This window comes from Paenibacillus sp. LHD-117 (genome assembly GCF_030929555.1).
Taxonomy (GTDB): domain Bacteria; phylum Bacillota; class Bacilli; order Paenibacillales; family Paenibacillaceae; genus Pristimantibacillus.
This window is the reverse complement of record NZ_JAVFVT010000024.1, coordinates 73,258-92,202: the sequence shown is the minus strand read 5'-3', so window position 1 is coordinate 92,202 and position 18,945 is coordinate 73,258. Positions and strand designations below refer to the sequence as shown.

Here is an 18,945-nt window from a genome sequence, read left to right as displayed (position 1 = left end):
CTGCCAAAAATAGCTTAACGAGGCTGCCGATCGTCCGCGGCAGCCTCGTGGTGTTATTTATTGCGCTCTCGTACACGTTAGCGGAACAACGCCTTTTGAAGTTTGTGCCTCGATATTTATTGGGTGTGATAATAGAACTTCTAATGAGATAGCTTAGAGGGGCGGCGTTTGTCCACCCTACTAAATTCGTTAAACGTAACGTTAATCCAAATCTTTCAGCCATAAGGCAAGCGCTTCGCCAACTTCATCGGGTGCGTCTTCTTGGGGATAATGAACTCCCGGCACCGAGACTTCTGTCTGCTCTGGCCAACTGCGGCAAAAATCTAAGTGAGATTCTGGAGCTCTTCCATTTTTGGTATGAATGAATAGTTTTGGAATGGGACTTTGTGCTAACCAATCTCCATTAGCTGTGATAATTTCGGCCACCGCTGAATCGCTATCAAAAGGAAGTTGTCGTGCCCAAGATAACATCGGACGACGCCCCTCGCCTGGTTCGATAAAGGGACGGTGATACTGCGCCACCTCTTCCTCCGTCAACTCACGTAAAATACTAATGGGAAGATTGACATTGAGAAAAGAGTTTTGTTCCAGTATCATCTTTTCTCCTTCTGAAGATTGCAATGCCTGAAAAATTTTACGCCCTTGTTCTGAAATCTCATTCCAGCTACTCGGTTTGATAAGTGCTTCCATATAAACAATGCCGTCCACAGCGCTAGGATGCCGCCGTGCCCAATCAAATCCCAAAACCGAACCCCAATCGTGTACTACGAAAGTGATATTTTTATGGATTCCAAGTTTATCGAGAAGCTCATCGAGATATTTCCGATGCTCAAAAAAGCTGTAGGAGTCAGGACCGCTAACCGGTAATTTATCGGAATCTCCCATCCCAACTAAATCAGGCGCAATGCAGCGGCCAAACTTCTGGGCATAAGGAATAATGTTGCGCCAAAGATAGGAGGATGTCGGATTGCCGTGTAGGAAGACGATCGGATCACCGCTTCCTTCATCCACATATGCCATCTCTAACCCGAATACTTGATTTCGCTTTTTCTCATAGGGGAATGCCTCGTTAATCATTTATCATCTCACCCTTCAATTTTATTTGATCATATTTAGAACGCGCGATTTCAATGGCACAAGCAATATCTTGCTCGGTATTCAGATAAACGGATACCCAGCCTGAATCGGGATACATATGATGCGGACTTGCCTTCCCTTCTTCAATCCACCGATCACGTTCGGATTTCGACAAAAGCAAGTCGAACAAGCGGTTGCCGTGAAGATGCCCGATTTCAGTTTCGTTTAGCTGAAATTCCACCCCTCCGAACCGATGAGGTTGCTTTGTAACGTCAGCCCAAGCTAACAGCTCTTCCGTCAAGTCTGTTCTCCCGTACCTGCTCATCTTACATCTCCTCCTGCTCGGTCAGATTGCGAAGCACGATTTTCAGCAAGCTTACTAACAAGTCATACTCTTCATCGGTAATACCTTTCTGCGTTTTGTTCTTAACGCGGGCCAGCGCTTCCTGCACCTTAGGTACCACCTCACGTCCCGAGTCCGTCAAATAGAGCAGATGATAGCGGTTGTCGGCGGGATCGATTTCCCTCCGTACGTAACCTTCTGCTTCCAGCTTGGTAATTGCTTTAGCGGTAGTCGTTTTGTCAATGAGCAGTTTCTCACTTAGTTCCTTCTGAGTGATTGGTTGCTGAAACGCAATCGCCATCAGAAAAATATACTGTCCGCTTCCGATTCGATATGGTGCCAACTCGGCTGAGATCACTACCTGCATGTGTCGGTAGATTGCTGAGATGTATTGACCGTGCGATTCCGCTGCGCCCTTGTCATTCTGCCTCCAATGCTCGCTCACATTATCCCTCCTTTAATAGAGTGTTATTGCAACTAATTTCATGATACACCCAATAGGATGTTATTGCAACTATTTTTTGTGAGAATTACCCAGAACAAATATGCTATCGAACGCTCTGGTTTCGTTACACAAAACTGCCCGTTCAACACCGACGCACGAGTCTACTTTATTTTCCTAGTTTATCAAGACCTAAATTAAATTAAGTGAGATAAAATAACCCCTTATGCTTAACTTTCGTCTCCCATAGTTGAACGAGCCCTTACAGGAATGTCTAGTGTCTAGTGTAACGATGCTACCAAATCGCATCGTAAAATTTGAGCCATTGTCTTGTTAACTCTTTTCTTAAGACTTTCCGATTAAATGGAAAAAGAGCGCCTTCTCTTGGGGCGCTCTCTAGCTATAGAATAATTCATCGGAAAGAATAAGTCTATTCTTTTTTTCGGATTCCCGGTATATTGTTGTTGCTGCTTCCGCGCGGGCCAGCAATCAAAGGAAAGGAAGCGTTCAGCTATATGTCAAACGAACTTAATGATCCAAACCAACAACCAAAAGTAAAATTCATCACCATCAGCCTATTAATGGGATTGATCTTAGCCTCTATAGACCAGACTATCGTATCCACGGCTATGCCAACCATCATCAAACATTTGGATGGATTGTCCTTATACAGCTGGGTATTCACCATCTATATGTTAGCTTCGACGACCACTATCCCGGTTTACGGGAAACTGGCGGATTTATTCGGACGCAGGAACGTCTACTTAACCGGCTTATCCCTCTTCCTGATAGGGTCCGTTCTATGTGGATTCGCAGGAAGCATGACGCAATTGATTGTCTTCAGAGGAATTCAGGGATTGGGAGCCGGGGCATTGATGCCGATTGCCTTTACCATAGTTGGGGATCTGTACCCACCGGAATCAAGAGGGAAGTTCATGGGCCTGTTCAGCGCCGTGTTCTCTATCTCCAGCATTCTCGGGCCGGCAGTCGGCGGAATGATCTCCGAATACTTAGGCTGGGGTTGGATTTTTTTCATCAACCTCCCGATCGGTATTCCGGCCATCTACCTTATGGCTGCTGCTTGGAAAGAAAGCAAGCGCTATGCGAGACGATCCATCGATTGGGCCGGTGTTGTCACGTTCAGCATCTCTATCGTCTCTCTTTTACTGGCGCTGGTTCTAAGCGGGGACTCACCAACCATTATCGCCTTGTTCAGTCTAAGCGCTCTCTTTCTTGCTTTGTTTATATGGATCGAAACGAAGGCGAAAGAACCGATGCTACCGCTTCATCTATTTAAGATCCGCGTCATTGCTTTCGGAAACATTGCCGGATTTTTTATGAGCGCCGGAATGTTTGGTGCGATTGCGTTCATTCCTCTTTTTGCCCAGGACGTGATGGGAGTGAGCCCTACCTATGCCGGCTACATCCTGATACCGCTCATGCTGTCCGTAGTCGTTACTACGACAATAGGCGGAAGGTTGATGAGCAAGATCTCGTACCGGGCCATTCTCGTTCCCAGCATGGCTCTAATGGCAATCGGATTGGGGCTGCTCGGTGGGATGACAGTTGATACGACTTCGCTGCAGCTGGTCTTGTACATGATCATTACGGGTCTGGGCATGGGTGCGCTGTATCCGGTAGTCGGCACTGCTGCACAAAGTGCAGTGGAGCCTGGAATCCGGGGTGTCGCTACCTCTTCCTCTCAATTTTTCCGGTCTATCGGGGGAACGATCGGAGTCAGCGTGCTTGGCAGTTTGCTAACGCAGCGAATGGTTGCAGGCGGAAGCGAAACAGATTCTAGAGTGGTGCTGAGCCATGTCTTAAATAGTATCTTCCTGGTTGGGCTCGGCTTTGTCATTATCGCTCTGATTGCCTGCTTCTTGATGGGAAATGCGAGATTAGTTCCGAAAGCTAGCAAAGTGAAGCAAGGGGCTTGAAAATACATTGTGTCATATCCAGGTCGTGCAGATGTTTCCACGGAACGGATTGGTGTCCGTAAGATCGGCCCCTTCGTAAAATATGTTTAGACTGACCCAATAAATGAAACAGCGGCGGACTAGATTGTCTAAGAATGCCGCTGTTTTTTATTGATCTAAAGTCACCCGTTAGAGCGCAATTGTTGAACGGGTCTTCATTCATGGAAAAGTGAAAATGGCTTTAAACTGAGTGCACAGCGGCCACTCCCAGTCGAAGTTTATCGATTGCTTGAGTTTAGGCTGAAAATTTATCGAAATCGATATAATCAGCAATTGAAGATAACTGCCCGTTAACGTAATGGTAACTGCTATGCAATAGCCTTTTTGTAATAATCAAAGTGCAACCTAGACAATACTATATCCAGTTTTTAGTGTAGCAAAATCCAATGTTAGTCCGGTCCTAATCATATAATCAATTCCTAAAAGTCCATCAAATCCATACATTTCTTGAACCATACCAAGCTGCAGATCATAATCTTTCAATAACTTGCCATCAATATTAAGTCCGTTAACTTTTTGCTGATTACAAACCTCACCCACTCCCCCCACTCCATACATTTTTGTGGCCCTACCATTAACAAAATCGATTACAACGCCAATCTCTGCCATTAAATCCGTATCAAAAATTGTGACTGCGCATCCTGTATCTACCAATACATTTTTTAAAGTTATTGAATTTCCCTCATAAATTAACTCTAGTGTAGCAATAGGAAGGCCATTTTCAATTCGCAACTTCATACGCTCCCCCTAATTCCTACAAAAAATTGCTCTATGACTTCGGCTTTTTCTTTAGATGTATGAAAAATATAAAGTTCTTTCTCTGGCATATCTCTATGAATTTTTTTATATTCCTTCCAAGCGTCCATATTATCTCGAAAATCGGATAAAATGGACATTTCCTCGACTGTTCGAATATTATCCTTTGAAGATGTTCTTAACGCCTCAACTAGTACAATTTGATTTGGGTATTTCTCGCATATTTCAGACCATTGCATTATCAGTACCTCCCAAACCGTTTTATCTTCATTGTATCAAATCAAGGCAGTGATGTAGAGTGACTCATTCGTATATTGGTTCGCTGATGATACGTTTTTTACAAACTTAAGTCCTGCCTGTTCATTACGCTAAACTCCCGTTAGAATGAAACATCCCAGACTAATACTTACTTCGGCACGCCGCCGGGGGAGTACCAAATGGGTAAGGGAACGATTGGTTAGTTGTTGTTTTCTGAATAATTCAGCTAGATCATCATTGAAAATCAAGGTATATCGCAATTTCGTTCTCTTCCGGACCGGCTTGCCCGATCACTCGATCGCAGCCTGTAAGCAGGTATTGGCGGCTGGTGCTGGAAGCTGGATTTTCTTCGACTCGCAGTCCCTTGCATGTAGCTTTCTTGTCCCCGTACCGATATTGAAGATGCTCGTCTGTGTATATCACGTCACCGATATGCGGCTTTCCTTCGTCATCGAACCGGACAATGCGCAACTCGCCCTTAATTGAGGCGTCGACATCCTCAAAGAACCGTTCCAAGCTTTCTAGATTGAGAGGGCCTCCGGGCCCTTCCACGATAGCCCCTTCTTTTTTGGCTTCTTCGAGTGTGTAGGTGGAGCAACCAGTGATGAAAAGCAATGTTGCAATCATCAAGAATATCTTGGTCATGGCTATCCTCCTTTATTGAATAAGATGCCAACACAATCTCTGCTTTTCTAACTAAAAACCTTAATACGGAGGGACGCAGCACGATACTATATTACAATAAAACCCATCATTATTGGTGGGTTCAAAAGAAAAGACACCTCCAATTCCGCGTTCGAATCAACGCAAAATTGGAGGTGTCTTTTTTGGGGCATGCGTAAACCAATCAATGATCTAACGGAACTCAGCGCGCTTATTATGCGATTTTGAGCCCATACGGAGATCTAACGGAACACAGCGCTCTTATTCTATTAAAAATGACGTATTTCAGTCAAAAAAATCATAAATAAGGCACCGTGCTTCCGTTAGCCTATCAAATCGATCAAATAGAGCCGAATAGCGTCGGCTGCTTCCGTTAGCATTCAAAAGGATCATTCTACTAGGAACTGAGGCGCGAAACGCAGTGATAGCTAAATAAGCACATCACCGGAGGTTTCGCGCGTCAGAAACGCTTCAATCTCCGCCTTGTCCGGGATCGACGACTGCGCGCCGGGGCGCGTGACCGCCAGCGCGGATGCCGCGACGGCGAACCGCAGCGCGTCCTCCGTGCCGAGACCGTCCGCGCTAGCGGCGGCATACGCGCCGATGAACGTGTCGCCCGCGGCCGTCGTATCGACTGGCTTCACGCGGAAGGCGGGGACCGCCAGGCGAGCGCCCTGCGCATCCGCATAGAAACAGCCCTGCTCGCCAAGCGTTACAATGACGCTGGACGCGCCCTTTGCCAGCGCCCATTCGGCCGCGACCGCAGCCGACGCCACGCCGTCCACCTTCACGCCGGTGACAACCGCGGCCTCCGTCTCGTTCACGATAAGCGTGTCGAGCAGCGGAAACGTCTCGTCCGGCAGCGACCTTGCCGGCGCGGGATTCAGGAAGACGCGAACCCCGGCATCCTTCGCGCCGCGCATAGCGGACAGAGTCGTCTCCCAAGGAATCTCGTTCTGCAGCAGCACGGCGTAGACGCCGTCCCACGCCGCAGACGAAGCGACGTCCGCAGCCGTTACTTTGCCGTTCGCGCCCTCCGACAGGATGATGTTGTTCTCGCCTTCCTCGTTCACAGTAATAAGAGCGATGCCGGATGTGCCCTCCTTGCGCAGGACGGCGCCCGCATCGACCCCGCGTTCCGCGAGGGAAGCGACAAGCGTATCGCCGAAAGGATCGAGCCCGACCGCGCCGACCATGGCGCAGTCCGCTCCGGCTCTTGCCGCCGCGACGGCCTGATTGGCCCCTTTCCCTCCCGGAACAAAAGCCGTGCCGCCGCTGTGGATCGTCTCCCCCGGCAGCGGGAACTGCTTCACGTTGCTAACGACATCCATATTTATGCTTCCTACGACAAGCAACTTACGCAACGGTGGAAACGCTCCTTTCTACTAAAGCCAATTTCCAATTGATTCAGCCATTAGTCCGAGTATACCTTAACGTCCTTGATTTCGCACTCACCTTGCTTCAGGCAGCCGAAACCGAACATGCCGGCGGCGAACGAATCGTCCTTGCAGGTCAGGACGTTAACCCCGTTAATCGTTAAAGTCAATTCGTCATTCTCCGCCGTCAGCTTCAGACGATACTCCTCGCCATGCCGCCAATCGAATGCCGCGCCGGCCAATCGCTCGAGCCCAAAGTTTTGCCGGATCAGCGAAACCTTGCCTTCACCGTCGAAGCCCGCGAGATAATGGCGTTTAATGCCCTGCGCTCTTGCTATCATGCAATGGCTATCCCCGGAAATCGGCTTGATCGTCGCTTCCACGACGGTCTTCTCAGCGTAATAATTGCCGGAGTACGCGGAGCAATCGCCTTCCGACACGCAATGAAGCGCGCTTCCCCGCAGCTCCCACTTGCCGCGATGTTGGGCGAACGGCGTCACGGAGCCGAATTCCTTGGTTTGCTTGGCGAAATCGATGGCGTAATCCGCCGCTCCCGTCACGCAGAACTGTCCGAGGAACAAGCTGCCGATCGCCCGGTTCAGCAGCGGCGACGCGCTTTCCAGAATCCATCCGATCTCGTCGACCATGGCGCCGTCCGTATCCGGAATGACGAACTCGATATCCGTCCATTCGCCGCCCGAAGGCGTGACGGAGGAAAGCCTCATCTCTTCCTTCGTATGCGTATTGCGCACATACGGCGTAAGCGTCAGCGGCTCTCCTTCCCATTGCTCCACGTAAATCTTCGCGCTCACCTTCTGCCCGCCGCAAGCGAGGGGAGCGAAGGTCGGTTTGTATTTCTCGTCGTTAAATTCCTCGCGCCGGTAGAACGGCTTGAAAAACAGCTTGCTGCTGTCGCCCTCCACGAGCCGATCGAATACCACTTCGAGCGAACCTCTGCTCTCGAACGTACGCGCCGCGGAATGCCGCATAACCGGCGTTTTGAACGAATTGCTCGTACGGAAGCCGTGCGTCGAACCCGGCAGGTCGAAGTCGAAATACACTTCGCCGCGCCTCACCCTGCGCTTCAGCTCTTCCGGCACTTCCTCCCCGTTCACGCGGTAACCGAGCAGCGCCAGCTCCTTCGAGAACGTCGGGAAGTCGACGAGGTTCAGGTAGCCGGACACGCTGGACGCGACGATAAAGTCGTTGATCGGCTTCCGGTAGTGTTCTGGGATGCCATCCAGCCCGACCATGACGCCAAGAATAGTCCCGACGTTGCCCGCATTGCAATCCGTATCCCAGCCGCACATCGACGCGATCTCCACCGTCCGGGCGAAGTCGCCCACTCCGTAGAGCAACGCGAGCACGCAGACGCCGGCGTTCGGTATGATGTGGCAGACGCCGCCGTATTTGTCATATCCCCAATTCTCTTCGAGGTACTTCCAGCAAGCCCGGAAGTCGGTCGGCTCACCGCGGTGGAAATCCATAACCGCATGCACCACGCGAGCATACGTGGAGTCATCCGGTATAACGCTAAGCCCGGCCGCGATCACTTCGTCGATCGACTTCGTCTCGAACGCCTTCGCGATGCACGCCGCCATGAACCGCGCGCCGTACAGGCCGTTGCCGTCATGGGAGACGCTTGCCGCCTTTTCGGCATAATCCGCCGCTTTGTCGATATTTCCCGGGAAAAGCAAGCCCCATGAATCGATAAAAATCTGTCCGCCGATCTGCTCCGCCAGCTCCAGCCCGTTTACTTCGATAGAACCGGAGCGAGGGGCGGGAATGCCCCTCTTCAAATTCAGATAAGCCGTATGTTCGGTGCTGACGTTGTCCCCGCCCCACCAGAACATGCCAATGCCTTCCCTTGCGTAATTCAGCCACGCCTTCCCGACGTCGTCCGGCTCCAGGTCTCGATTCACGGCGTCGTCATACAGCGCTCGGATGAAAAAAACCGGACCGTTCGCGTCGTCGTCCGCGGAGAACGTCTTGTAATCTTTCACATATGAACGGATGTCGCCGTAAACGTCCCGGATGCGATCATGCGTCCACACGACCGGTTCGATCGGCGCGCCCAGCCGAATGCCGACGTTCATGCCGAGGAAACCCGCGTATATCGTCTCTACATAATGTTTCGGTATGATTTCTTTCACTCCCGCTCCTCCTCGCGCTAGTCCAGTATGCTTCTTCTCGCTTCATGCGCGCGAAGATCGTCTCGGATCATCTCTGCTGCCGCGTCGCTGAACCGGTCGGCAATGGCGAACAGGTCCAATCGGTTCACCTTGTTCAGCTGCTCGATATCCGCCGGGGCGATCGCCTCATAGCCGTACATGGCGCCTAGAATGACGCCGGCCATGACGCCGATGGAATCGGTATCCCGCCCCGAGTTGACCCCATCCAATATGGAACGGTAATAGTCGCCGTCGTTCAGGACGATGAAGGCGAGCGCCATCGGCAGCTCCTCGATCGACCACATGCGACTTGGCGTATAATGGTTGCTTGGCACGCCGACCTTGTCGATATGGCGGCTTACGTCGTCGCCCATCGGCGAATACTTAAGCAGGATCGATTGGAACGTCTCGATCACTTTATCCATGTCGTCCCGCTCCGCCCGAAGTGCCCTTGCCGCGTCGGTCAGCTCGCGGATCGCTTCCTTCGTGCCGTCCTTCGCCAACTCGATGGCGGTGCGGACGATATCGTCCACCGTCGCTCCGGGCTCGAACGCCTTGGCGACGCAAGCGGCAAGCACGCCCGCCGCCTCGAGGCCGTAGCTGCACTGATGGCCCATCGCGAACAGAATCGCTTCGTCGTAAGCGGCCTTCGGATGACCGGCATTGACAACCCCCACGGGGGCGATATACATCGCCGCCCCGCAGTTTACCATATTGCCGATGCCGCCTTCCCTCGGATCGCAATTCGCCAGCACATGGCGCATGAAGATATATTTCTCCGGATAGAACAACCGGTCGATAATAAAAGTCTCTTGATTCAGCTCCGGCACGAACGTCTTCCGGAAGGCGATTTCCTTCACGAATTCATTGCCCATGTCGTAAGCGTCCAGATGTCTGCCTTCGGTCAGATACACATTGATGAGCGCGACCGTCATGAGCGTATCGTCGGTCACGATGCCGTCGCCCCTTACTCGGCCAAGCCGGACGTCCGCGGGAAGATCGATCTTGTGCCAACGGGTCATCAACGATTCCACGCGGCCGTATTGCGACTTGATCCCTTCGTATGTCAGCTTCTCGATGGGCGCTCCCATTGCGTCGCCCAGCGCGGTCGAGGCGACCACGCCTCTCACTCGGTCTCGAAACGAGGTCATGGCTTTAGCTCCTTACTTGATGTTTTCGTTCGCGTATTTCGTAATATCCGTGCCGCCCGCCGCGTTCCAAGCTTCTACGAACTTGTCGAACTCGGACAGATCTCGCTTGCCGGTAATGAAGTCCGTCGAATATTCCTTGTACAGATTGTTCATGGCGTCCCAGTTCGCGATGAATTGCTCCGGAATGATGAAGCCGTTGTCCGCCGTGTAGAAGTCGGAAGCCGCTTGCAGCGATTTCGAACCCGGTTCGCCGAGCAGAGGCGTCTTGAGCGGAGTCTCGGACTTCATCTCGAGCGGCTCCCAGAAGCGCGCGTACCATTCTTTGTAATATTTGTCGTTCAGCTCGATTTGGCCGTCCTTCACCGTGTAATGCTCGTTCTCGAAGCCGAGACGATCGAGCATTTGTCCTTTCGGGCTGGCCATATAGTCGAACACTTTGAATGCGACGTCCTTATGCTTCGATTGCGAAGAGATGGCGAGGCCTCTCGACTCTTTCGTTACGTCGGTCGCGCCGAAGCCTTGCGCAACGCCTTTGGCAGGAGGCAGAACGACCAGGTTCGCGTCGTCGCCGTTCAGTTCTTTCATTCTGCCGTCGTACAGGTCGATGATTTTGCCCGCCGTGCCGGTAATGACCCCCGCTTCTCCCTTGTAGAACGCATCTTCCTTCGTATCCCATTGCTTCGTAATAAATTGCGGATCAAGCAGTCCTTCTTTGTACAGCTTGTTGTAGAACGTCAGCTTTTCCTTCTCTTGCTGAGACACTTTCGAGTATTCGTAAGTGCCGTCGTCTTTCTTCAGCCATGTCGTATCCAAACCGAATGCCGAGTTGAAAATAAAGTTGATTTCCGTAATGTCGCCCGCGGCCGTCAAAGCGTAGCTAGGTTTGCCGCCGCCCGGCTTCTTCTCCACCAGCTCCTTGAAGAAGGCGTAGTAGTTGTCGACCGTCGGATTTTCCAGCAATGCCTTCGAGCTGCCCATCGCGTTTAGCCAGTCCGCGCGGACAACCGGCGTTTTCGACGCGAGCGGTTTGATCCACAGCAGGTACGGATAGCTCTCCATTCTCGTTTGGTTATGCGGCATGATGATGTCTTTAATATAAGTGGACTTCTCGATATAAGGCGTCAGATCCTCCAGCAAGCCTTGCTCTGAAATTTGCTGGTCGCCGCCCTGGAAATAAATAATGTCCGGAATCGTGCCGCCGAGCAGCAGCAGGTTCAGGTTTTCCGCGTAGCTGCCTTGCGCCAGATCGACCAGCTCGAACTTCACGTTCAGTCCTTCGTCCTTCTTCAGCGCTTTCTCTAGCTCTTGGAAAAACTTAACCGATACGGGGTTAGCCGTCCCTTCATCCTTGTAAACGATCTTCAGCGTAACGGGATCCGCATTCGCGCTCGGATCGGAGGTTCCTGTCTCGCTCGGAGCCGGCTCATTGCCGTTGCCAGGCGTATTCGAGTTGGAACTGCATGCGGCCATGACCATAGCGAACATTGCGATAATGAGTAGCAGAGTTATTTTTTTCATGTACTCCATTCTCCCCTTATTTGTCATATAGTGAAATTGCCGAACATCTCTTCCCTTGCGCAAGCTTATATGCCGAGCTAATCCTTCACCCCTCCCTCAAGCGCTCCTTTCGCGTAATACTTCAGTATAAAAGGATATAGGATGAGGAGCGGCACAATCGCGAGAATGATCGTGCCGGCCTGCAGGGAAGCAAAGTCAAAATTCACAGCCCCGTTGAACAGATTATCTTGCGAGCCTATGATCGAAGTGTTGTCCTTGCGGACGACGAACTGCCTGAGCACGACCTGCAGCGGCCATTTGGCCGGTTCGGAAATATAGATGGTCGCCCGGAAATATTCGTTCCAGTGGAACACGCCGTAGAACAGCCCCAGCGTCGCCAGTCCTGGCTTGGACAAAGGAAGGATCATCCGGGTGTAGGTTCGGAAGTGTCCCGCGCCGTCGATCCGGGCTGCCTCCACTATTTCTTCGGGAATGTCCTGGAAGAAGCGCATCAGGATGAACAAATAATAGACGTTTACCGCTTTGTAGAGAATGAGCGACGTCAGCTTGTTCATCAGCCCCAGATCCTTCACCAGCAGGTATTCCGGAATGAGGCCCGGTTCGAACACCATGATGACGATCAGGAACAGAAGCACCAGCTTTTTCCCGATAAACGTCGTTCTGGCCAGCACGTAGGCCGCCATCGACGTGAGCAGCAAGTTGAGGAACGTGCCCGCCGCGGTAATCCACACCGAATTCACGATGCTTCCCGTAATAAGCGGATTGGACAGAAGCAGCTGGTAGTTGATGAACGAGAAGCCTTTGGGCAAAATGTCGAGCCCGCCCATCAGATGCGCTTTGCTTGGATCCGTCAAGGACAGCGCCAGCAGGTTCAGAATGGGAACCAGCACCGTAAGCGTCGACAGAAACAGAATGACATAGATGATGATTTTAGACATTTCCAGTCGTCTCATTGCGTGATCCCCCCTTTACCAGACGCCTTTGCCCGAGATGCGTTTCGATATAAAATGCGTGCCCAGAATAAGCACGATGCCGATTGCGCCTTTGAATAGGCTGGCCGCGGTCGCGTAAGCGAATTGGCCGTTGCCGATGCCGATCCGGTAGACGTACGTATCCAGAATGTCCACGACGCTGATGACGGAATCGTTCATGAAGTTAAATACTTGGTCGAAGCCCGCGTTCATGAAGAAACCGAGGTTCAGAATGAAGACGGTTACAATTGTGCTATATAAATGCGGCAGCGTAATGTACGTCATCTGCTGAAGCCGGGTCGCTCCGTCGATCTTCGCCGCCTCGTACAGTCCGGGACTGATCTTCATGATCGCGGCCAAATAAATGATGGAATCCCACCCCGCGCTCCGCCATATCTCGGATACGACGAATACCCACCGGATATGCTCCTTGCTTGTCATGTAATCGACGGACGGAATGCCGAATAGATTCGCGATTACGTTAACGCCGCCCTCGGCCGGATTCAGCAAGCTGATCCAGATGCCGGCGATAACGACCCATGACAAGAAATGGGGCAAATAAACAATGGATTGCACGTATTTCCGGTACTTCGAGCTGCGCACCTCGTTGATCAGCAACGACAGCACGATCGGAATCGGAAAAACGAAGATCATCTTCATCAAGCTGATGATAATCGTATTCTCCATCACGCTCGCGAACGCCGGCGAGCTGAACAGCACCTTGAAGTGCTTCCAGCCGACCCAGACATGATCCCCCAGGATGCGGTAATCCTGGAAGGCAAGCTTCATCCCGTACAACGGAATGAGATGGAAAATGACGAAGTAGAGCAGCGGCAAGGACAACATGGCGTACAACACCCAATCTTCCCGCATGCGTCTTAAAGCTTTCATGGTTTATCCCTCCTCCTCGGCGTCGATCGCCAGCATCATTAGAGGCGCGTGCTGCTGGGCTCCGTACACGTCGCGATCGCCGACGGTGCCGGATGAAATATCGCGCGAAATCGTAATTTTGAAGCCCAGCGCCTGATCAAAAAAGACCAAATGGTGAATCTGCTCCTCCGTAATGCCGTACAGCTCGCTGATCGTCCGTTTCGTAATGCGCCCGGACCGTTTCACCATACGGTAGTTGTTTTCGGAATCGAACAATACGTCTAAAGTAAGTTCGAAGGGGCCGGAATTTTTGCTTCGCAGCACCTTCGCCAGCTGTCCGAGCTGCGTCATCGTCCCATCCCTCCTACATGCTCGATTCGAAAGCCCTCTCCCGCCGTCTCCATCAGATGGTAGACTGAAAACTCGTATACGGGACCGAACTCGACGTCGCTCGGCGCGAAAGGAAAGGCGAGATTGCCCGCCGTCGACTTCCGGCCCTCGTAGCCGTAATGCAGGAAGGTGGAGCGCACGGTCGAGCAGATGCTGCTCGCGAGCTCCTGCGTCTTCGCGACGACCTCGAACATGACGCCGACCTCATGCCCGCGGAATCGTTCCGGTTCCTTATCCCCAAGCACGCCGTTAATGCCGTAATTGTAAAAATGAATGCTGTAGTCGGATTGCGGAATATCACTGTAATATTCTTGCGCCCCGTTCTTGACCAGCGCTTCGACTTCTTCCAGCTTGCCGATCAGGATCGGATCGCGGATGCCCGCCACGACGAACGTGCGGTAAGCGACCAGCCTCGCGCCTTCCAGCTTAATGAAATGTTTGTCGGCCGGAAGGTATCGGCTTCCCGTGACGCGGACAACTCCTTCGGTTGCTTCCTCGAACCGGCAGTTCTCGAGGTCCAGCGTAAAGCCTGGGCCGTGTAGAATGAACGGATGTTCCTTCTCGTAGAAGGTGTGGGCGGCAACGCTGGTCGGGCTGCATTTCCTAGCCGGATTAAGCGATTGCACCAGGAAGGCATCATCGGTGATTGTTCCCAGGATGCTGTCCTTCGTCGTGCCCGGCTCCGCGCATAACGCGCCGCATTCCAATATTTTGCCTAGATGATAGGAGAGACCCGGATCTTTGCCATGGTAGATGCCGATCGCCGCGAACGGCGACGGGTCGTACGCACGGCCGCAAACGATAATATCGGCGCCCTGTCTCAGCGCTTCCACGATCGGCTCATGCCCCATTTGCGCCACGATGCTGTTCGTTGCCCGAATCGCTTCTTCCTCCAGAGGCGGAACATTGGAACTGAGCGGATGGATCCGCCCTTCTTCCTTCGCCTTCAGCACTTCCTCTTGCGTAAAGTCTGCCCAAATGACGGAAATTTTCGCATGCAGGCCGCGTTCCTCCAAAATTTCCTGAATAATATCCAGCGTCCATTCGACATGTATCTTCGCGCCGGAGCCGCCTGCCGAACCGATAATGATCGGAATGTTCCGCGGCACTCCGTTCGAAATCATAATATCGAGATCTTTTTTCGCGGCGCGCTTGCTGACGATCGATACGCCGGCCCCCAGCTTATGCGGTCCCGCGTCCGTAGAACCCGCGTCGACGACGATCCCGTGAAGCTCATAGTCCATTCCTCTTAAAAAGGATTGCTCCGGGAATCCGTATCCCAGCATGCCGCATGGCGATAATATCCGTATGTCTGTGTTCATGTGCAATCCCTCTTTGGCAAATGATTTTTGGAAATTTGGATAATTGGATTGTCCAATTATAGCGAGAGAAGGGCGATATGCCCTTCCTTATATTGCGTGTTCAAAAAGTCCAGTTTTCATCGAATTGGCTTCATGTTATACTTCGTGATCAAAATTGGACTTTTTGAACTACCTATTAAACGTGAATGTAGTTTTTCTGTATGTTTTCTTTTACTCTGCCGAGGTGATGAAGCAGCGCCAGCTTCGCCTTGACGGGGTCGCGTTCCTTGATCGCCTGAAGGATGAGCAAATGCTCCTCGTACACTTCGCTCTTGCGGCCCGGAATTTCGGCCGTCTTTCTGAGCGTCCTTTGCAACAGATCCATGTGCAGCTCGATCATATTGACGAGCACGACGTTATGCGTCGCCTTCGCGATGGACAAGTGGAACGCTTGATCGGGCTTCGAGCGGTCTTCGCTGTCCTGGTTAATCTGTCCCCACTTCTCGAAAGCGGCTTCAATCTCGGCGATGTCCTCTTCCGTCGCCCGCTTCGCCGCCAGCTCCACGATGCCCGTCTCGAACAGCTCTCTTGCCTCCAACAGCTCGATAATGGTCGCGCGCTCTATATTGTCCATGATCCTGTTTTTGTATTCCGCGACGTCGAGCGACTTGCTTAGGAACCGCCCTCCGCCCGGTCTGGCGTCGATCAAGCCTTCGCGTTCCAGAATGCGGAACGCTTCCCGCAAGGTTCCCCGGCTGATGCCGAACGCTTGCGCCAATTCCCTCTCTGTCGGCAGGACGTCCCCGGGGGACAGATTCCCTTCCAGAATCAGATTTTTGATTTGCTCGATAACATCCTCGTAGACCCTATGATATTTGATTCGCTTAATCGTCATATTCGTACCCTTTCACATCGTAATGCGCTAAACGATAAGTTCGGGTTACCGATTTGATTTCGTACTGGATTCGAGTTGGACTCGAATTGGGTCACCCAATTAACCGCAAACTTAGAATAACCTCTCCGAACACCCGCTGTCAAGCGAAAGTAAGGCGCTTACATTCGCTATTGACAGGTTATTTTATCCATATTACGATTAATCCTGGATGATTGGGTGATCCAATTTTCCTATTGCGCCAAATGGAGGGATGTTCATGTATCGCAGAAAGAAGATGCTCGCGGCTATGCTGATTACGAACTTCATGTTATTCACCGCATCGGCGAACGCCGCTTCCGCTTCCGTGGAGAGCCAAAACGCCCGAACGACGAAAGTCGTCTCGTTCGCTTCGAACGCGCTGACACGGGACCATGTGACCGGCAACGACGAACTGACTTACAAAATCTATCTTCCGAAAGGCTACGACGAGCACCGAGCCGATGGTTATCCGGTTCTCTATCTGCTTCACGGCAGCTGGGGCGACGAAACCGGGTGGGACGACTTCTGGGAAACGCTTGACGGCATGATTGAAAGCGGTGACATAGATCCCGTTATCGCCGTCGCGCCAAGCTCCGGCAACAGCTACTGGGTCGATTCCGCCAAATTCGGCGCGTACGAATCAGCTATCACCCAAGATCTGATCGCCAAGGTCGACCAGGATTACAATACCGTCTCGGATCGCAAAGGCCGCTACGTATTAGGCTACTCTATGGGCGGTTACGGCGCGCTTCGATATGCGATGGCTTATCCCGATCTCTTCGGAGCCGCGACCCTGCTCAGCCCCGCCATTCAAAGAGACGAACCGCCTGCAACCTCCGGCGCGGTGGAGCGCGGCTCGTTCGGCGATCCGTACGATCCTTCGCTATGGACGGCGAACAATTACCCAACCGCGATCGACAGCTATGTGAAGCAGCCGAATCGCGTACCCGTTTATATTTTCGCCGGAGATGACGATTGGAACCATCTTAGCGAAAAGGAAGACCTTCCCCCTGACGCCTACAAGTACAACATGGAGGTGCAAGCGGTCCGGTTGTATCAGGAATTGAACCGCAAGAACATCTTTAACCTGCCTTTCGAGAAGTGGGAAGACGTGCCCGGCAGCCCGGCAGAGCTTCGCATTATCAATGGCGAGCATGATACCGACCTGTGGCTGATAGGCTTCCGGGATGGCTTGCGCTATATGTTAGGCAAAGCCGAGAGCGACGAGCTCAGCCCTTCGTTCAGCGCGGATCAATATGCGCCCAAACGCAAGGGCGCCGTCACGACGGAAACGGCATCGCTTGTGAGCTTGGCGGCAGGCGTCGATGCCGAGAATGTCGCGGATGCCGCGGATGGGAACGAGATGAGCTATCGGCTCTACCTGCCCCATGGATATAACCCGGATGGCAAGACGCGTTATCCCGTCATGTACCTGCTGCACGGCAGCGGAGGCACCGAGACGAGCTGGGACAAGTTCTGGCCGATTCTCGATACGATGATTGAGGAGAAGAAGATTCCGCCGGTCATCGCGGTCGCTCCCGTGACTGGCAACAGCTACTGGGTCGACTCGGACAAATTCGGAGCGGTCGAGTCCGCTGTCATCCGGGATCTGATCCCGCTGGTGGACCGCAGTTACAAGACAATTGCCTCCCGCGGAGGCAGAGGGCTTGTCGGCTTCTCGATGGGCGGCTACGGCGCGCTGCGGTACTCCCTCGCGTATCCGGACCTGTTCGGCGGAGCTACCTTGCTCAGCCCCGCCATTCAGGACGGCGAGGCACCGGCAACTTCGGGCGCCGTGGAGCGCGGCTCGTTCGGAGAGCCGTTCGATCCGGCGCGCTGGACGGAGCTCGGCTACCCGAACGCGCTGAAGTCGTACGCGACTAAGAAGCTTGCCGTGCCGATGTACATGATCGCCGGAGATGATGACTGGAACCATCTCAGCGAGAAGGAAGACCTACCGGCGGACGCTAACAAATACAACATGGAAGTGCAAGCCGTATCGCTGTACCAGAAGCTCCATCGTTCTAATCTCTTCGATCTTCCGTTCGAGAAGTGGGAGAACGTGCCGGGAAGCCCGGCGGAGCTGCGCATCGTGAACGGCGGCCACGACATGAACGTATGGGCGGCCGGCTTCGAACAAGGGTTGCCGTACATGTTCGCGAATGGATTGCAAGCGGCGACAGCCGGCTTCAAGGACTTGGAGACTCACTGGGCGAAGGCCGACGTGGACTCTCTTGCAGCGAAGGGCATCGTTACGGGGCGTACCGACAGCGAGTTCGCGCCGGACGCCGCTATCTCCCGAGCCGAATTCGCGGCATTGCTCGCAAGGGCGCTTGGCTTGAAGGCGAATATGACTGCCGATACGGATGCAGCGTTCGCCGACGTGCCAAGCGGCGAATGGTATTCGGAGGATGTTGTCGCCGCCGCCGAAGCCGGTATTGTCAAAGGGAATGGCAACGGCATGTTCCAGCCGAATAAGGCGATTACCCGCGAGGAAATTGCCGTGTTAATCGCACGCGCTTTGAAGGCAAGCGGCGATAAGGCGTCCGAATCCGGCAGCGGGCAAACGGCGGACTTTACGGATGAGAGCCGGATCAGCGGCTGGGCGTCCGATGCCGTCAAGCAGATGGCGCAAGCAGGCATCATCCAAGGTTATCCCGACGGCTCCTTCGGACCGCACCGCCAAGCGACTCGGGCGCAGTCTGCTGTCATCCTGAACCGGATGCTGGACAGCATGGAGTAAATAATCGAATAGCCAAAAAACGGGCT

17 protein-coding genes are annotated in these 18,945 nt (G+C 52.8%); 2 read left to right on the top strand and 15 right to left on the bottom strand.

The annotated features are described in order from the left end of the window. Positions 1–201: 201 nt before the first annotated feature. The 3 genes from RB620_RS18915 to RB620_RS18905 are packed head-to-tail and all read right to left on the bottom strand — an operon-like array spanning position 202 to position 1,865. On the bottom strand, positions 202–1,077 hold the full coding sequence (locus RB620_RS18915; protein ID WP_308096963.1) for a haloalkane dehalogenase: 876 nt from the start codon (positions 1,075–1,077) through the stop codon (positions 202–204). Further along, entirely contained in the window at positions 1,070–1,378 is a 309-nt protein-coding gene (locus RB620_RS18910) for a luciferase domain-containing protein (protein ID WP_374121430.1), read from the bottom strand. Before RB620_RS18910 ends, RB620_RS18915 begins: the two co-directional genes overlap by 8 nt. 25 nt (positions 1,379–1,403) lie before the next feature. After that, positions 1,404–1,865, bottom strand: a complete 462-nt coding sequence (locus RB620_RS18905) for a MarR family winged helix-turn-helix transcriptional regulator (RefSeq protein ID WP_308096959.1) — start codon at positions 1,863–1,865, stop codon at positions 1,404–1,406. A 512-nt stretch (positions 1,866–2,377) separates the two neighbouring features. On the opposite strand from RB620_RS18905, the gene RB620_RS18900 reads away from it, so the two are divergent. Continuing rightward, positions 2,378–3,799: an MDR family MFS transporter gene (locus RB620_RS18900; RefSeq protein ID WP_308096957.1), complete on the top strand. Its 1,422-nt coding sequence runs from the start codon at positions 2,378–2,380 to the stop codon at positions 3,797–3,799. A 384-nt stretch (positions 3,800–4,183) separates the two neighbouring features. On the opposite strand, the gene RB620_RS18895 is transcribed toward RB620_RS18900, so the two are convergent. The 12 genes from RB620_RS18895 to RB620_RS18840 form a co-directional block, all read right to left on the bottom strand. Continuing rightward, positions 4,184–4,576: a hypothetical protein gene (locus tag RB620_RS18895; RefSeq protein ID WP_308096955.1), complete on the bottom strand. Its 393-nt coding sequence runs from the start codon at positions 4,574–4,576 to the stop codon at positions 4,184–4,186. Further along, positions 4,573–4,833 carry a hypothetical protein gene (locus RB620_RS18890; protein ID WP_308096953.1) on the bottom strand — a complete coding sequence of 87 codons (261 nt, stop codon included), beginning with the start codon at positions 4,831–4,833 and terminating at the stop codon, positions 4,573–4,575. Before RB620_RS18890 ends, RB620_RS18895 begins: the two co-directional genes overlap by 4 nt. Positions 4,834–5,086: 253 nt before the next feature. Beyond that, the gene (locus RB620_RS18885; protein ID WP_308096951.1) at positions 5,087–5,497 is read right to left on the bottom strand and encodes a DUF4362 domain-containing protein; all 411 of its coding nucleotides are present in this window, start codon (positions 5,495–5,497) and stop codon (positions 5,087–5,089) included. A 446-nt stretch (positions 5,498–5,943) separates the two neighbouring features. Next, positions 5,944–6,879, bottom strand: a complete 936-nt coding sequence (rbsK, locus tag RB620_RS18880; RefSeq protein WP_308096949.1) for a ribokinase — start codon at positions 6,877–6,879, stop codon at positions 5,944–5,946. Between the two features lie 50 nt (positions 6,880–6,929). Then, positions 6,930–9,035: an ADP-ribosylglycohydrolase family protein gene (locus RB620_RS18875; protein ID WP_308097002.1), complete on the bottom strand. Its 2,106-nt coding sequence runs from the start codon at positions 9,033–9,035 to the stop codon at positions 6,930–6,932. Positions 9,036–9,061: 26 nt separating this feature from the next. Beyond that, positions 9,062–10,213 carry an ADP-ribosylglycohydrolase family protein gene (locus tag RB620_RS18870; protein ID WP_308096947.1) on the bottom strand — a complete coding sequence of 384 codons (1,152 nt, stop codon included), beginning with the start codon at positions 10,211–10,213 and terminating at the stop codon, positions 9,062–9,064. Positions 10,214–10,225: 12 nt separating this feature from the next. After that, positions 10,226–11,731, bottom strand: coding sequence for an extracellular solute-binding protein (locus RB620_RS18865; RefSeq protein ID WP_308096944.1), 1,506 nt, complete (start codon positions 11,729–11,731; stop codon positions 10,226–10,228). A 77-nt stretch (positions 11,732–11,808) separates the two neighbouring features. After that, positions 11,809–12,684 (bottom strand): carbohydrate ABC transporter permease, encoded by an 876-nt coding sequence (locus RB620_RS18860; RefSeq protein WP_308096942.1) that lies wholly within the window; start codon positions 12,682–12,684, stop codon positions 11,809–11,811. A 15-nt stretch (positions 12,685–12,699) separates the two neighbouring features. Continuing rightward, the gene (locus RB620_RS18855) at positions 12,700–13,593 is read right to left on the bottom strand and encodes an ABC transporter permease (RefSeq protein ID WP_308096941.1); all 894 of its coding nucleotides are present in this window, start codon (positions 13,591–13,593) and stop codon (positions 12,700–12,702) included. Positions 13,594–13,596: 3 nt separating this feature from the next. After that, on the bottom strand, positions 13,597–13,923 hold the full coding sequence (locus tag RB620_RS18850; protein ID WP_308096940.1) for a DUF4387 domain-containing protein: 327 nt from the start codon (positions 13,921–13,923) through the stop codon (positions 13,597–13,599). Then, a complete protein-coding gene (locus tag RB620_RS18845) occupies positions 13,920–15,284 on the bottom strand; it encodes an acyclic terpene utilization AtuA family protein (RefSeq protein ID WP_308096937.1) in 1,365 nt (454 codons plus the stop codon). Before RB620_RS18845 ends, RB620_RS18850 begins: the two co-directional genes overlap by 4 nt. Before the next feature lie 175 nt (positions 15,285–15,459). Continuing rightward, positions 15,460–16,158 (bottom strand): FadR/GntR family transcriptional regulator, encoded by a 699-nt coding sequence (locus RB620_RS18840; RefSeq protein ID WP_308096935.1) that lies wholly within the window; start codon positions 16,156–16,158, stop codon positions 15,460–15,462. Positions 16,159–16,414: 256 nt separating this feature from the next. Here RB620_RS18840 and RB620_RS18835 point away from each other — a divergent pair, with 256 nt between their 5' ends. Further along, positions 16,415–18,919: an alpha/beta fold hydrolase gene (locus RB620_RS18835; protein ID WP_308096933.1), complete on the top strand. Its 2,505-nt coding sequence runs from the start codon at positions 16,415–16,417 to the stop codon at positions 18,917–18,919. Positions 18,920–18,945: the final 26 nt, after the last annotated feature.